The following is a 15,218-nucleotide window of genomic DNA, read 5'->3' on the forward strand; positions in this document are numbered from 1 at the left end:
TCTTGGTTGGGCCTGCAGATCGCCCCCCCCCCTCGATGTACTTCCCCCCCCCCCCCCCCCCCCCCCCCCCCCCCGCCACCAGACGGAGCCAGTGGAGGGAGAACGTACGGATGACCAGTGTCCACATCGATGCCGGCACCGGGGCCGCCGCTTCCGGTGTCGAACGGGTCGGGGTCGTGGGCTGCGGGCTGATGGGATCCGGCATCGCCGAGGTCTGCGCCCGCGCCGGCCGCGACGTCGTGGTCGTGGAGACGAGCAGTACGGCAGCGGCCGCCGGCCTGGAGCGGGTCGTCCGCTCCCTCGGGCGCGCCACGGCGTCCGGCAGGCTCACCGCCGCCGAACGGGACGCCGCGGCCGCCCGGCTGACGGTGACCACGGACCTGGCCCGGCTGGCGGACCGGGACCTCGTCGTCGAGGCGGTCGCCGAGGACGAACGGGCCAAGCTGGAGGTGTTCGCCCGGCTCGACGAGGTGGTGGAGCGCCCGGACGCCGTCCTGGCGACGAACACCTCATCGCTCCCCGTGATCCGGCTGGCCGCCGCCGTCTCGCGGCCGGAACGGGTCGTCGGCCTGCACTTCTTCAACCCGGTGCCGGTGCTGCCGCTCGTCGAGCTGGTGCCGTCGCTGCTGACGGGAGAGGAGACGGTCCGGCGTGCGCATGCCTTCGCCTCCGGGGTCCTGGGCAAGGAGGTGGTCCGCGCGCGGGACCGCGCCGGGTTCGTCGTGAACGCGCTGCTCGTGCCGTACCTGCTGGCGGCCGTGCGCATGGCCGAGGGCGGCAGGGCCTCGGCCGAGGACATCGACCGGGGCATGACCCTGGGGTGCGCCCACCCGATGGGGCCGCTGGCACTGGCCGACCTGATCGGCCTGGACACGGTGCAGGCCATCGCGCGGTCGATGTACGCGGAGTACCGGGAGCCGCAGTACTCCCCGCCGCCGCTGCTCGCCCGGATGGTCGAGGCGGGCCGGCTGGGCCGCAAGACGGGCCGGGGCTTCCACGTCTACGGCGGCCCCGGGGGCCGCGCGATGAGCGAGGATGGTGGTGTGCCGACCCGGGCAGCCGGGCGGGCCCGCCCGGTCCACGGGCGCCGACACGGGGAGCAGCCGACGTGACCAAGGCCGAGCGCGCGATCGAGACACGTGAGCGGATCCTCACGGCCGCGTGCGAGGTCATCGCGGACATCGGCTTCGAGAGCATCAGCATGCGCAAGGTCGCCGAGCACGCGGGCGTCTCCAAGGCCCTGCTCCACTACCACTTCGACACGCGGGAGAAGCTCTTCGCCGAGGCGATGACGCACTCCTTCGCCCAGACCGGCAAGGACACCGCGGCCGACGAGGGTCCGGTCCCGGCGTCCGTGGCGCTGGCCCGGATCCTGCGGAGCATGCTGCCGACGGACGAGGAGCTGCGCCAGGACTGGAAGCTCTGGCAGGAGCTGTGGGTGCGCGCCCAGCGCGACGCGGCGGCCCGTCACCTGGCGGTCGACCTGTACGACCAGCTGCACGCGTGGGTCGGCGGCGCGGTGGAACGGGGCATCGCGTCGGGGGAGTTCACCGACTGCGACGTGGCCGGGCTGAGCACGCTGGTGCTGGCGCTGTGCGACGGCCTCGGCATCCGGCTGATGCTGGACGACCCGCGGGTGGACCTGGCCACGGCCCGCGCGGTGATCTGGCGCACGATCGCCCCGGCGCTGGGCGTTCCGGAGGCCTTCCCGGAGATCTGACCCGTCGGCGGGGACCACAAGTGAGGCCCCGCGCACGGGGGATGACGCGGGGCCTCGCACACCACCATAGCGCGCCGCGGGCTCCGCCGGATGGGCGGCCCGGATGGCCGGCCGAGCGCACCCCTCTGAAGCTCGAACCCGACCCGGCACACCGTCAAGGCCCTGGCGGACTTCATCGGCGTAGCGGCGGGCCACTTCTGGACGGCGCGGCCCGCCGAACGCACCGTGCCGGGCGCCGACCGGACGACTCCCGCACCGACGCCCCCTGCGGCCGCGTTTCCCCAGGGGGCGTCGGCCGTTCGCCGGCCCCGCCCTCGAAGCGGAGCCGCGAACGTGCCAGCATGGGGGCGCGTTCGCGGGCTTCCAGGGGGGGAGGTTCGCCCGGCCGGCCACCCCCGGCCGGCGTCACCGGAGTGAGGACATGGACCTTGAGCAGCTGCGCGCCCCGTGCGGGGCGCACGACGCGGCGCCCCGGCTCCCGCACCGCTCCGGCACCCGCGGCCTCCGCGACGCCGCGGCCGGACCGCGCGGACGGCCCGTCGTCCGGCGCCCGCTGAGCACCCCGGGTGCTCTCGACGCCCGGTGCGGTCTCCGCCCGGAGACCGCACGGAACGTCGACCCGGAGACCGCACGGGGCGTCCACCTGGAGACCCCGGACGCCCACCACCTGCCGGCCCCGCCCGCCGACGGCACCCGCTCCCGCAAGGGCGGTCTCCCGGCGGAGAACGCCCGGCTGCCGCTCGTGGCGGCCGCCCACGCGCCCCGCCCGGCGGCCCGGCAAGCGGGCGCAGCCTCGTGACCGCCCCCCGGGAGGACCCTGGGCAGGACCCCCTGCGCGACCCGCGCTTCTTCGCCGACCCCTACCCGGCCTACGACCGGCTGCGCCAGGAGTGCCCCGTCCAGCGGCTCCCCACCGGCTCCGGCGGCCACCACGCGTACCTGATCACCGGCCACGCCGAGGCCCGGGAGGCGTTCACCGACCCCCGCCTGTCCAAGGACACGGCCCGGTTCTTCGCTGGCCGGCCCTCGGACCGCGACCTGCACCCGGCCGTCTCCCGCACCATGCTGTCGAGCGACCCGCCCGTCCACACCCGCCACCGCCGGGTGGCGACCCCCCTGTTCACCACCGGCCGCGTCCGCGGACTGCGCCCCTTCATCGACCGGGTCGTGGACGGCCTCACCTCCGCATGGCGGCCGGGCACGGAGATCGACCTGGTGGCGGACCTGGCCGTCCCCCTCCCGGTCACCGTCGTCTGCGAACTGCTGGGCGTGCCCGAGGCCGACCGCGCAGGCCTCGCCGAGTGGTCCCACGACCTCTTCGACGCCACGGACACCGCCCGCGTCGACGCGGCCTCGCACCGCATCGGCGACCACCTCACCGCGCTCCTGGACCGGGCCCGCGCCACCCCCGGAGACGGCCGGCTCCACTCCTTCCTCCGCGACTGCGACGAGGGCGGCCTCGACCGGGACGAGGCCGTCTCCCTGGCCGCCCTCCTCGTGGTGGCCGGGCACGAGACCACCACCCACTTCATCGGCAACGCCGTCCTGGCCCTGCTCCGGCACCCCGAGGCGTTCGACCGCCTGCGCCGGGACCCGGACCTCGTCCCCGGCGCCCTCGACGAACTCCTGCGCCACGACTCCCCGGTGGGCGTGGCCACGTTCCGCCACAGCACGCAGGACCTGAGCATCGGCGGGACCGCCATCCCGGCCGGCCACCCGGTCCTCATCGCCCCCGGAGCCGCCAACCGCGACCCCTCCGCCTTCCCCGCCCCGGACCGCCTGGACCTCGACCGCGACGCCGGCGCCCACCTCTCGTTCGGCCACGGCATCCACCGCTGCCCGGGCGCCCCCCTGGCCCGGGCCGAGGCGGAGACCGCCCTGCGCACCCTCCTGACCCGCTTCCCGGACACCCGCCTGGCCGTCCCCCCGGAGTCCCTGACCTGGCGCCGGACCCGCCTCACCCGGGGCCTGGCCGCCCTCCCCCTGGTCCTCGCCTGACCCGCCCGGTCCGGTCCGGCCGGGTGGGTGCCATCCGGGGCCCGTCCGGCTAGCCTTGAACTCCTTTGAACTCCTTTGAACTCCTTTGTGATGCACCGCACTTGGGGGAAAGCATGGCTGACGTGGAGACCCCGGCGGCCGTACCGCCGCTCGACCTGGCTCTGTCCCTGCACAGCTCGCGCTTCCACGAGCACGACGACCACTGGCTGGAGCAGGAACGCGAGCTCCTGCGGGACCTGGAGGCGCACGGCGTCCCGGTCCGCCGCTCCGGCCGTCCGGCCGACGGCAGCAAGGGGCTGGCGGACACCCTCGTGGTGGCCCTGACCTCGGCCGCCGCCCTGCGCACGGTCGCGTCCTGCTGGCGGACCTGGCTCCAGCGGGACCGCACCCGCAGCGTCGAGATCACCTACCCGGAAGCCGACGGCACCGAGCAGCGGCTGCGGGTGGACGCGAACCGGCTGGACGACGGGCAGTTCGAGCGGCTCTTCGCGGTCCTCGACGAGCTCGGGCGGCGCCGGTGGCCGCGCTGACACCACGGACCCCGGCGGTCCCGGCGGCGGGCCGGTCCGCGGTGACCGGCCGATGACGGGCACGTACCACGCCTTGCTGGTCGGCAACGGCCACTACCCGTACGAGCCGGCCCTCCCGGACCTGCGCGGCCCCGTGAACGACGTCCTGGAGCTCGCGCGCGCCCTGACCGACCCCGGGGTGGGCCTCTTCGAGGAACGGGACGTGGTCATGCTCATCGACCACGACGGCCCGGAGATCGTGCGGGCCCTCACGGGTCTGTGCGCCCGCACCGCGCAGGACGACCTGCTGCTGGTCTACTACAGCGGGCACGGCCTGCCCGGCCCGGCCGCCGAGGGCTCCCTGCGGCTCTGCACCCGCGACACCGTGTGCCGCGACGAGGAGCACACCACTCTCGGCTTCCCCGACCTCGACGCCGTACTGCGGACCTCCGCGGCGGCCGTCACCCTGATCATCCTCGACTGCTGCTACTCGGGTGCGGCGAAGACCGCCCCCACCGGCACCTACCTCGCCGCCCGCGGCAGCCGCGGCCGGCACGTGCTGACCGCGTGCCGCGAACGCGAGACGACCCCCGACGCGGTGAGCCTGACCACGACCAGCCGCTTCACCGGCTACCTGGTGGCGGGGCTGCGCTGCGGGGCCGAGCGGCCGGGCGCCGAGGACACCCGGCTCTCGGACCTGTTCGACTTCGCCTACCGGCGCATGGAGGCCGACGGAGCCGGCGGCACCCCCACCCACAAGGCCTCGATGACGGGCTCGCCGCACGTGGTCGTCGGGCGGCTGCCGCCCCTGGCTCCCCCGCCTCCCCCGGGGCCCCCGGCCGCCGGTCCGCCGGCCGGGCCCGCACGGCCCGAGGGGCCGCCCGCCTGGCTGCGCGGGGCCGGCCGGTGGGCGCTGGCCCTGCTGCTGGTCGTGGCGGGCTACGCCGGCACCGGCGGGACGCTGGCGACCACCGACGAGATGGCGTACCGCTCCCAGTGGCGGCTCGCCGCGGGCGCGGCCCGCAGCACCGCCTACGAGGGCATCGCCTCGGCCAGCCCGATCGGGCACGCCTCCGTCATGGTGGCGCTGCTGGTCGTGGCGTGCACCGCCGGCGCGGTCCTCGTGGTGATGCTGCTGGCGCGGCTGCTGGGGGCCTGGTGGTGGCTGCCGGGCGCCGGGTTGGTGCTCCTCACCGCGTACGGCATGTGGCAGGGGCTGTCCTTCTACGGGGAGAACACCGCGCCGGTCCTGCCGCTGGCCGTGCTGCTGACCGGCACGGCCCTGTGGCTGCCGGCCCGCGAGCCCCGGGACGTACGGCGCACCGCGCCGCTGGTCCTGGGTGCCGTGGCGGCGGCATGGCCCGGGGCGTACCTGGCGTACGCCCGGGGCCTGTACGACAACAACAGGTGGACCGTGGCCGAGCGGATGACCTACCAGGCCCTCAAGGACTCGACGGCCTTCGAGAGCGTGACCTTCGTCTGGGCCGCCGCGGCCCTCGGGATCGTGCTCGGGGCCGCGGCCGCGCACCGGCTGCTGCCGCTGATGCCCGTGCTGGGGCGGCGGACGGCCCACGGGGCCCCGGGCGCGGGGAGCACGGGCGCGCCGGTCCGGGTGCGGCCGACACCGCTGTGGCTGCGGCGGCTGACCGTGTGGTCCTTCGGCCTGGTCGTCCTGCCGGCCGCCGCGTGGATGGCGGTCGACGGCTACCTCGGCCGGTGGGACCGGGAGTTCGACGACCCGGCCCTGCGGGCCATGGCGAGCCCGTGGATGTCGGGAGCCGACTCGTGCGCCGGACTCACCTGCGCGCGCAGCCGGTTCGACGCCTCGTACGAGGTCGCCTTCCATGCCGTCGCCGACCGCGAGCTGGCCCTGGAGCGGTACCGGCAACGGATCCCCGCCGACCCGGCACGGATCGCCCACTCGGGCAGCGAGTCGGGCTACAGCTACGTGATCACGCGCTACGACGGGCACGACGGCGCACTGGTGTGGACGCACGAACGCTGCGCCTGCTACGCCGAGATCACCCTGCACAACGACACCCGCGGGTACGAGGAGGCCGTGTCGGACTTCTGGTACGCGACCGCACTCACGGAGCCCCGTACGTGACCGGACCGGCCCCGGGGCCGTTCGCCCCGTCGCGGCCGCGCCGGCCGGGGCCCGGAGACCCGCTGCGGGCCGGGCCGCTGCGCACCGTCGCGGTGCTCGCCGACGACGGCGGCCCCTGCCGCGTCCTGCTGGCCCGGACCGAGCGGGGCCGGGCCCTGACCGTGAAGGCGGTCCGGCCCGAGTACGCCGCCCTGGACGGCTTCAGGGCCGGGCTGCGGGTGGCCCTGGGGGCGGCCGGGGCGGTGGCGCACCCGGGGCTGGCCGAGTGGACCGGAGGCCGGGCCGACGAGGACCCGCCCTGGATCGCGTCCGCGCACCTGCCCGGCCTGGGACTGGCCGAGGCCGTCACGGCCGCCGGGCCGCTCCCCGAGCCGGTGCTGCGGAGCCTGGCCGCCGGGCTGCTCGCCACCCTGGGCGCCGTGCACGCGGCCGGCGCCGCCCACTTGGCCCTGACCCCCGGGAACGTCCTACTCACGGCCGCCGGCCCGGTCCTGCTGGACCTGGGCTGCTCGGTCCGGGCGGTGGTCGAGGGGCTGGGCGCGGCCGCCGCGGAGACGCCCGGCCGCGCCGGGCCGGTGCCGCCCGCCGCCGCGTTCCGGGCGCCGGAGGCCGGGCCGGGCGGGCGGGCCGGGCCCGAGGCCGACCTGTACGCCCTGGGGGCGCTGCTGGTGTGGGCGGCGACGGGCCGCCCGTATCCCGGCCCCGGCCCCGCCGGCGGCCCGGCCGCGCCGACCGGTGTCCCCGGGCCGCTGCGGCGGCTGGTGGCGGCGTGCCTGCGCGAGGACCCCGCGGAGCGCCCGCCGGCCGCCCGGGCCGCCGCCCGGTTCGCCGACCGGCTGCCCGCGTACGGGAGTTGGCTGCCGGCGCCGCTGCTCACCGAGATCCTGTGGCGGGCCGAGTGGGCGCTGGCCGCCGACGCCGTACTGCCCACCGACCGGCACCGGCCGGCTGCCCCGGACGGCGCCGAGAAGGGTCCCGCGGAGCCCGGCGGGCCCGGATCCCCGAGCGGCGACGGGCCGCCGCCCGGTGCGCGGACGTCCCGGCGCCGGGTCCTGGCCTGGGCCGCCGGGGCCGGGGCGCTGGCCGTCGCGGGCGGCGGGACCGCGCTGTGGGCGGCCGCGGGCGACCGGCCCCGCTGGCGGTACGCGGCCGGGGCGGGGCTGTGGCGTCCGGTGGCCGTGGACGCCGGCACCCGTACCGTCATGGCCGTCGACACCGAGTTCGGGCTGCACGGGGTGGACGCCGCGACCGGCGACCGGCGCTGGTACCGCTCGGGCACCGCCCCGCCCAGCACCTGGCTGGGCTGCGACGGCCGCGGGCGCGTGGTCCTCCAGGCGAACCGGATGCTGGTCTGCCTCGACACGGAGCGGGGCTCCGTCCTGTGGTCGCACGCGGAGATACAGGCGGCCGAGGCGGTGTGCGACGCCCGGTACGCCTACGTCACGGTCACCGAGCGCGGCGGCGAGGAGGTCGCCCAGCTCATCGCCTACGACCTGCGGGACGGCGCCCGCGTCTGGGACGTGGACTGGTACGGCTCGTCCTCACCGGGCGCCACCCTGTACCGGGACGCGGTGCTGGTCAGGCTGGCCGGGACGGACCTCTGCCTGGACGCCGCCACCGGGCAGCGGCGCTGGAACCGCTCCTTCGACGAGCGGACGGCCTCCTCCCCGGTCGGCGGCGGCGACCTGGCCTGGGTGACCACCCGCAGCGGTGACGTGTTCGGCCTGGACCTGGCGACCGGCCGGACCCGGGTCACCGGCCTGACGTCGGGGCGCGGCGACATCGACGGGAGCAGCCGCCCGGCCTTCGCCGACGGGACCGTGATCGTCTGCACCACCGCCCACGAGGTCTGCGCCGTCGACGCGGCCACCGGCACGTCCCGTTGGCGGGTGCGCCCCGACCCGCACCCGGACTCCGACGGCATCGAGACCACGCCGCTGATCCACGGCGGCACCGTCTACACCGGCACGGGCGGCGACGCGGTGGTCGCCCTCGACCTGCGCACGGGACGGGAACGCTGGCGCTTCCGCACCCCCCGCGCGGTGGACTCGTCCCCGGCCCTGCTGGACGGCCTGCTGTTCTTCGGCTGCTTCGACGGCGGCCTGTACGCGGTGGACGCGACGCACGGCCCGGCCTGACCGCCCGGCCGCACGCGGAGGCCGAGGACCTGAACAGCGCCCGACAGGCCCGCCGTACGGGAAAATATGCGGCGCGATATCGATCTCACGGATGTTCTTGCGGTGATCCATTGACCGGGGTCGAAGCGCCCGGATAGAAAGACCAAGATCAGGACCGCGATCCGGTCCATACGGTCCGGCCCCCGTGTGTCACACCCCCACGACCGAGACAAGTGAGCGAGCAGCGAGCACCATGACCGTACAGCGACGACACGACCCGGACGAGCGCGGCTTCGCCAGCGACAACTACGCGGGCACCCATCCCGAGATACTCGCGGCGATCGCCCTGGTCAACGGCGGCCACCAGGTCAGCTACGGCGGCGACGTCTACACCGAGCGCCTCCAGGAAGTGGTGCGCGGCCACTTCGGCCCCACCGCGCAGGCGTACCCGGTCTTCAACGGCACCGGCGCGAACGTGTTCGCGCTCCAGACCATGCTCTCCCGCTGGGAGGCCGTGGTCTGCGCCGAGTCGGCCCACATCAACGTCGACGAGGGCGGCGCGCCCGAGAAGATGGCCGGGATCAAGCTCCTGACGGTGCCCACGTGGGACGGCAAGCTCACCCCCGAGCTGATCGACCGTCAGGCATGGGGCTTCGAGGACGAGCACCGGGCCCGGCCCAAGGTCGTCTCGATCGCCCAGTCCACCGAGCTCGGCACCTGCTACACGCCGGACGAGATCCGTGCGATCTGCGACCACGCGCACGACCTGGGCATGCTCGTCTACCTGGACGGCGCCCGGCTCGCCAACGCCGCCGCCACCCTGGGCGTGTCCCTGCGCGAGATGACCACCGACGCGGGCGTGGACGTCCTCTCGCTCGGCGGCACCAAGAACGGGCTGCTCTTCGGCGAGCTGGTGGTGGTGCTCAACGAGGACGCGGTGCGCGGCACGGCCCACCTGCGCAAGACGAGCATGCAGCTGGGCTCCAAGATGCGTTTCATGTCGGTGCAGTTCGAGGCGCTGCTCGGCGGCGACCTGTGGCTGCGCTCGGCGGCCCGCTCCAACGCGATGGCCCAGCGGCTGTACGAGGCGGTGCGCGGCCTGCCGGGCCTGGAGATCGCCCGCCCGGTGCAGGCCAACCAGATCTTCGCCGTCCTGCCGCCGGCCGTCACCGAGCGCCTGCAGAAGCGTTTCCGCTTCTACACCTGGAACGAGCAGGCCGGCGAGGTCCGCTGGATGACCTCCTTCGACACCACCGAGGACGACGTGGACGCGTTCGCGGCGGCGATCGCACAGGAGCTGGCGGTGGAACGCGGCGAAGGCCCGTCGGGCGCGCTGACCACGTCCGAGCGCGAGGAACTGGCGCAACTGCGCCGCCGGGTCCGGGAGATGGAAGAGGCGATCGAAGCACTGGGGAAGGCATCCGCCTTCTCCGCGGACCGCACCACGAAGTAGCCGGCGGCCGCAGCCCGGGAGGTCAGGCGGACGTCCTGGCCCCCGGGCGGGGCCGCACCGGGCGGCCGATCCGGAGGAGCGACCCTGGAGGACCAGGCAGCCGATCTCCGCATCTGCTACTCGAAAGTACAGAACAGCCATGTAGATGCGGGGCCGGAGGACTGCTAGAGTCCGCATGCGCTGCCAGGCACAGGGCGGCGAGATGGCCGGTCCCGAACCCCAGGTCTGCCCCTTGAGCGGCGTACATCCGCGAGGCAGCCAGCCGTTGTGATGCCGTGGCAATTCCCCACCGCCGATGCCCGTGCGCCCCTTCCGCTCCGTACCGCCCGTGCCTCCCATGCCGCCTTGAGGCCCATCCCCCTGTGCAGCGCTCGTCGCTTGTCGCCCGTCAGATGGGGAGATCCACATGAACGCAGGTTTTCTGCGCCGCTTCACGACAGGCAGGACGGTGCTCCTGGGTGCCGTTCTGGCCTTGGCCCTGCCGGGTTCCGCGTACGCCAACACCGTGAGCGTGACCGTCAAGACCCCCGGGGCCACCATGGGTCCCGCGACCCCCTTCACCGGGGTCACCTCGCACGCCGACTGCCGCGACGGCCTCGTCTCCGGCGGCGGCGCCGACCAGGCCATCGGCAACGACGAGATGTCCAACGGCAACCACGTGATGGGCATGGTGCCGAGTGCCGACGGCGCCACCGAGTACACCGACACCCCCGGGGTCGTCGGCACCGACCCCACGCACTGGATGGCGTTCGGCGGAAGCGGCAGCCGCAGCAGCGAGCACTTCTCCACCACCCCGTACGCGGTATGCCTGCGGTCCAACCTGATCAGGCACACCCAGGTGGTCATGAACAAGGCCAACGGGCCCACCACCGGGCTGTCGTCCAAGCTCGTGACGGCGACCTGCCCGGCCGGCACCGTCCTGATCGGCGGCGGCGCCCGCACCACCCCGGCCAGCGTCGGCAGCCTCAAGCCGATCGCCAGCTTCCCCACCTTCAACGACGCCGCGCACCACTTCGGCTCGATCGCGGCGGGTGACGGCGAGCGCGACCCCGACTCCTGGACGGCGGTCGGCGGGATCGGCGGCGGACGCGGCGCGGACAACATGACCTACGCCTACGCGATCTGCAGCACCGACGGCATCGACCTCAAGCACGTCTCCACGACGGTCCGCTTCACCGAGGTCAGCGGCCCGAACACGGCCTCCACGGGAACGACGGCCACGACCGGCTGCTCCCGCGAGGACGGGCAGCTGGTCAGCGGCGGCGCCGCGATCAGCGGCGGCAACGTGACCACGACCGACTTCAGCAAGGCCACCTCGGGCGGCCCGCACCTCAACGGCAGCTTCCCCAGCGACGCCGCCGGCACGCCGGCCGGCGACGGGAGCGCCAACCCGTCGCACTGGACGGCAGCCACCCACAGCGGCGGCTCGCCCTCCCAGGGGAGCTACTCCGACGTCTGGGCGCTCTGCCTGGACGTCCAGCACGGGCACAAGCGCTAGCCCCCGGGCAACCCGCCCCGCGGCGGCCCCTCCTGCCCCAGGAGGGGCCGCCGTCCGTCCGCGTGCCGCCCTTCCGGCTTGCTCCGGTCGGGTGGTTCTTCAAGGGATCACGGTGAATTCCCGTGACGCAGCCCCGGACGCCCGGCGGCGCAGACGCCCCGCTGCCACAGTCCTCCCGAACAGCGCGCGGAGTCGCAGGTCAGATGCGGCCGTCGGGCTGGAAGGAGAGGGATGTACAGAGCAAGAGAGCGGGACGCATGCTGAGCAATCACCTTCATAGGCGTGCCTTCACCATCGTCAGCACCATTCTCCTCGTGCTGCAGTCGCTCGTGATCCTCGGCCCCGCGGCGCCCCCGGCATGGGCGGGCGACGACCGGAGGATCGGCACCGGCAACAACGAGCCGCACAACGCCACCGCCAATCCGCGAAGGCCCGGACAGGTCGCCGTCATGTCGGGGTGCACCGTCCACATCGACCTCAACTACGGCCGGGACGGCTTCCCGATCACACGGACGACGACCGTCACCCCCTGCAACGGCGACCCGGTGCTCACCTTCGACGCCGACGGCCACCTCTTCGTCACGCACTTGTCAAGCGGCGGCCTGAACACCAACCCGACGCCCGCCCGGCTCGGGGTCGGCGTCGGCCGGATCAACGACACCACGACGGTGGGGACCCAGACCTACACCCCCGTCCAGGTGAGCCCGAACGGCAACGTCGACCACGACAAGCCGTGGCTGGTGGTCGACTCCAACCCCGCCAGCCCATACGTGGGCAACGTCTACATCGTCTGGACGGAGATCACCCCCGCCCCCGCCAACGGCTCGCGGATCATGTTCTCCCGGTTCAGGAACGGTGGCACGCAGTGGTCCACCGCCGCTGCGATCTCGGGGACCAACGAAGGCTTCGTCTGGCCCTCGCACGCGGCCGTCGCCCAGAACGGCGACCTCTACGTCGCCTATCACACCCACACCTGCGAGGTAGGACCGACGGCGGTCACCGAAGGAGCACGGGGCACGATCCAGCTGCTCCGGGACGGCAACGGCGGTGCCGACTTCGAAGCCGGCACCCCCCGGCAGCGGACCGTGCCGTTCGGGGCGGGCGACGCCAGCGTCACCTGCAACCGGCAGAACGACCCGGCCACCGAGATCCCCGGGACCGACTTCTGGCTCCAGGGCTCCGTGCAGCCGTACATCCTGCCCGACCCGGCGCGCGCCGGGAACGTCTACGTCGTCGCCAACGACGACCCCAACAACAACTACGGGGACGGGGACGACGCCGACGTCGTCATCGCCCGCTCCACCGACAACGGCCTGAACTTCACCCGGGGCCGGGTCGACCACGGACCGGGCCAGACCTTCGCCGTCATGCCCCACGCCCACATCGACCAGGACGGCAACGCCGTCGTCACCTGGTACGACAACCGCAGCGGCCGGCGCAACGGCGGCACCGGACCGAACGGCGCCGACAACTTCCTGCTGGAGCTGTACGGCACCACCAGCCGGGACGGCGGACAGACCTGGGCGCAGGACTTCCGCATCAGCGACGCCCCCTTCGACCCCGACCGCAACGCCCCGTGCCGCTTCGGCAACGCCGCAGCCAACTGCCCCGTGGCCCCCGGCGAGACCCGCCAGACGCTCCGGATCGGCGAGTACAACGGCCTGTGGACGGTGGACGGGATCGCCTACGCGTCCTGGACCGGCAACACCACCCCGCCCACACCCACCACCCCCTCCGCGGGCAACCAGGACACCTACTTCGACGTCTTCTCCACGCTCGGAGCCTTCCCCGACACCCACGAGCCCAACGAGTCGACCGACCACGCCGTGGCCGCCGACCTCGGCTCGAACGAGCAGTTCAACCGGCGCGGACTCACCCTGCACACCGCGACCGACGTGGACTTCTTCCGGATCACGCCCCGCCACACCGGCCACCTCACCACCGAGATCCGCTTCAACGAGGTGATCGCCCCGCTCGCGGTGCGCGCGTACGACAAGTTCGGCAACCGCGTCGCCACCGGCACCGTCACCACCCGCGCCGGCACCTCCACCGGCCGGCTCGCGATCCCGGTCGTCCAGGACGAGCAGTACTACGTCGTGGTCAGCGCCGCCGGCGTGAGCGACCCCACGCGGCCCGGAGACGCCTCACCAACCGACCCGCCGCAGGGCACGTACGACCTCGTCGTCGTCAACCGCGCGGCACCCGAGCCGTTCGCCCTGGACCTCAGGCAGCAGTCCGACTCGGGCCGTTCCGACAACGACGACATCACCAAGACCGTCGGACCGGACCTCTTCCTGCGCGTGAACGACGCCGAGCTGCGCGCGGCCGGCATCACGCCGTCCCCGCAGAACGCCACGCCCGCCCTCACCGACGACGCCCCCGGCTACAAGGTGGCCGTGGAGCGCGACGGGGAGCGCGTCGGCTTCGCCACCCCGGTCGACCCGGTGAACAAGCCGGGGCTGTACCAGATCCGCCTGGACCCGGTCCTGCGGGAGGGCGAGAACCAGATCACCGCCGAGGTGATCGTCGTCGACCCGTCCGACGACCCCCGGGTCGCCGGCACCGCCCACGTCACCGGCTCGGGCGCGGAGAGCGCGCACGCACTCGTGATCACCCTGGACACGACCGCGCCGGCCCGGCCTGCCGCCGCGCCCGACCTGCTGGCCTCCAGCGACAGCGCGGGCAGCGACGTCGACAACGTCACGACCATCATCAAGCCCGCGTTCCAGGGCTGGTCGGTCGAGCCGAACGCGCTGGTCCGGCTCCGGGCCACGCCGGCCGACGGCGGCACGGCCGTGGTCGGCAAGGACACCGTCACCCCGGCCGGCGAGTACGAGGTCGTCAGCTCCGCCCTGCGCGACGGCCGGTACGAGGTCGACGTCCTCCTGGAGGACCTCGCCGGCAACGTGAGCCCGGCCTCCTCCTCCCTCCCGGTGACCATCGCGCACAACTCGCTCAGCCTCGCCGGTGCCACGTCGGACGTCCTGGTCGACATCGCCCAGGGCCAGGTCACGGGCTACCCGGGCATCCCGGGCGGTTTCGTCGGCATCCAGGGGATCCCCGTGGTCAACCTCGACGCGAACGGGCACGGCGCGGCCGTCACGGGCGGGACGGGCGACGACCGGCTCACCTTCACCCCGCTCGGTGTCAGCAGCGGCCGGCTGACGCGCGGGGACTCCACACAGGTACTGAACTTCTACAACGTCACCGGTGACGTGGGGATCAGCACCGACGGCGGAGACGACGAAGTCACCATCGTGGGCACCACCCGGGGCGACCGGATCCGCGGGGTGGTGGACACGTTCACCACGCTCCACGTCGAATCCCTGCCGCTGCTCCGCAAGCCGGAGCCGCTCGTGACCCTGCTCGGCCTGCGGATCACCACGGCCCAGACCGAGCGGATCGGCGTCCTCGCCCGCGGCGGCAAGGACACCATCGGCTTCCTCGTCAAGGACACCGTCAGCGCCAACATCTCGGTCGACGGCGGCGACCCGTCCCACGTACGGCCGGAGAAGGGTGACGAGCTGATCGTCCGCCCCGGCTCGCCCAAGGGCCTGCTGAAGAAGGAATTCAACGGCAAGTCGGGTTCGGGCTCGGCCCTCGTCGCCTACCCGCACACGACGCAGGCCAAGACACGCATCGACTTCACCGACACGGAGGCCGTCACGCTGGAGGAGCGCAAGCACCAGGACAAGGGCTAGGCAGTGTCATCCGGCTCCGGGGGGGGGGGGGGGGGGGGGGGGGGGGGGGGGGGGGGGGGGGGGGGGGGGGGGGAGCCACAGCGGGGTGGGTTTTCTTTCCCGCCCCTCCATTCCC

10 protein-coding genes are annotated in these 15,218 nt (G+C 74.3%); all 10 read left to right on the top strand.

The window, feature by feature from the left end:
- Nucleotides 1-110 precede the first annotated feature (110 nt).
- Entirely contained in the window at nucleotides 111-1,112 is a 1,002-nt protein-coding gene (locus tag AC07A6_RS05150; RefSeq protein WP_478776139.1) for a 3-hydroxybutyryl-CoA dehydrogenase, read from the top strand.
- On the top strand, nucleotides 1,109-1,720 hold the full coding sequence (locus tag AC07A6_RS05155; RefSeq protein WP_478776140.1) for a TetR/AcrR family transcriptional regulator: 612 nt from the start codon (nucleotides 1,109-1,111) through the stop codon (nucleotides 1,718-1,720). Before AC07A6_RS05150 ends, AC07A6_RS05155 begins: the two co-directional genes overlap by 4 nt.
- A 421-nt stretch (nucleotides 1,721-2,141) precedes the next feature.
- Nucleotides 2,142-2,519 carry a hypothetical protein gene (locus AC07A6_RS05160; protein WP_478776141.1) on the top strand — a complete coding sequence of 126 codons (378 nt, stop codon included), beginning with the start codon at nucleotides 2,142-2,144 and terminating at the stop codon, nucleotides 2,517-2,519.
- On the top strand, nucleotides 2,516-3,718 hold the full coding sequence (locus tag AC07A6_RS05165) for a cytochrome P450 family protein (RefSeq protein WP_478776142.1): 1,203 nt from the start codon (nucleotides 2,516-2,518) through the stop codon (nucleotides 3,716-3,718). Before AC07A6_RS05160 ends, AC07A6_RS05165 begins: the two co-directional genes overlap by 4 nt.
- 113 nt (nucleotides 3,719-3,831) lie before the next feature.
- Entirely contained in the window at nucleotides 3,832-4,248 is a 417-nt protein-coding gene (locus AC07A6_RS05170) for an effector-associated constant component EACC1 (protein WP_478776143.1), read from the top strand.
- A 52-nt stretch (nucleotides 4,249-4,300) separates the two neighbouring features.
- The gene (locus AC07A6_RS05175) at nucleotides 4,301-6,334 is read left to right on the top strand and encodes a caspase family protein (protein WP_478776144.1); all 2,034 of its coding nucleotides are present in this window, start codon (nucleotides 4,301-4,303) and stop codon (nucleotides 6,332-6,334) included.
- Nucleotides 6,331-8,472 carry an outer membrane protein assembly factor BamB family protein gene (locus tag AC07A6_RS05180; protein WP_478776145.1) on the top strand — a complete coding sequence of 714 codons (2,142 nt, stop codon included), beginning with the start codon at nucleotides 6,331-6,333 and terminating at the stop codon, nucleotides 8,470-8,472. The genes AC07A6_RS05175 and AC07A6_RS05180 overlap by 4 nt, the downstream gene beginning before the upstream one ends.
- A 232-nt stretch (nucleotides 8,473-8,704) precedes the next feature.
- Nucleotides 8,705-9,904, top strand: a complete 1,200-nt coding sequence (locus AC07A6_RS05185) for a threonine aldolase family protein (protein WP_478776146.1) — start codon at nucleotides 8,705-8,707, stop codon at nucleotides 9,902-9,904.
- 406 nt (nucleotides 9,905-10,310) lie between these two features.
- Entirely contained in the window at nucleotides 10,311-11,402 is a 1,092-nt protein-coding gene (locus AC07A6_RS05190; RefSeq protein WP_478776147.1) for a hypothetical protein, read from the top strand.
- Nucleotides 11,403-11,659: 257 nt separating this feature from the next.
- Nucleotides 11,660-15,103, top strand: coding sequence for an Ig-like domain-containing protein (locus AC07A6_RS05195; RefSeq protein ID WP_478776148.1), 3,444 nt, complete (start codon nucleotides 11,660-11,662; stop codon nucleotides 15,101-15,103).
- Nucleotides 15,104-15,218: the final 115 nt, after the last annotated feature.

It is taken from the genome of Streptomyces sp. NPDC044002, assembly GCF_056434525.1.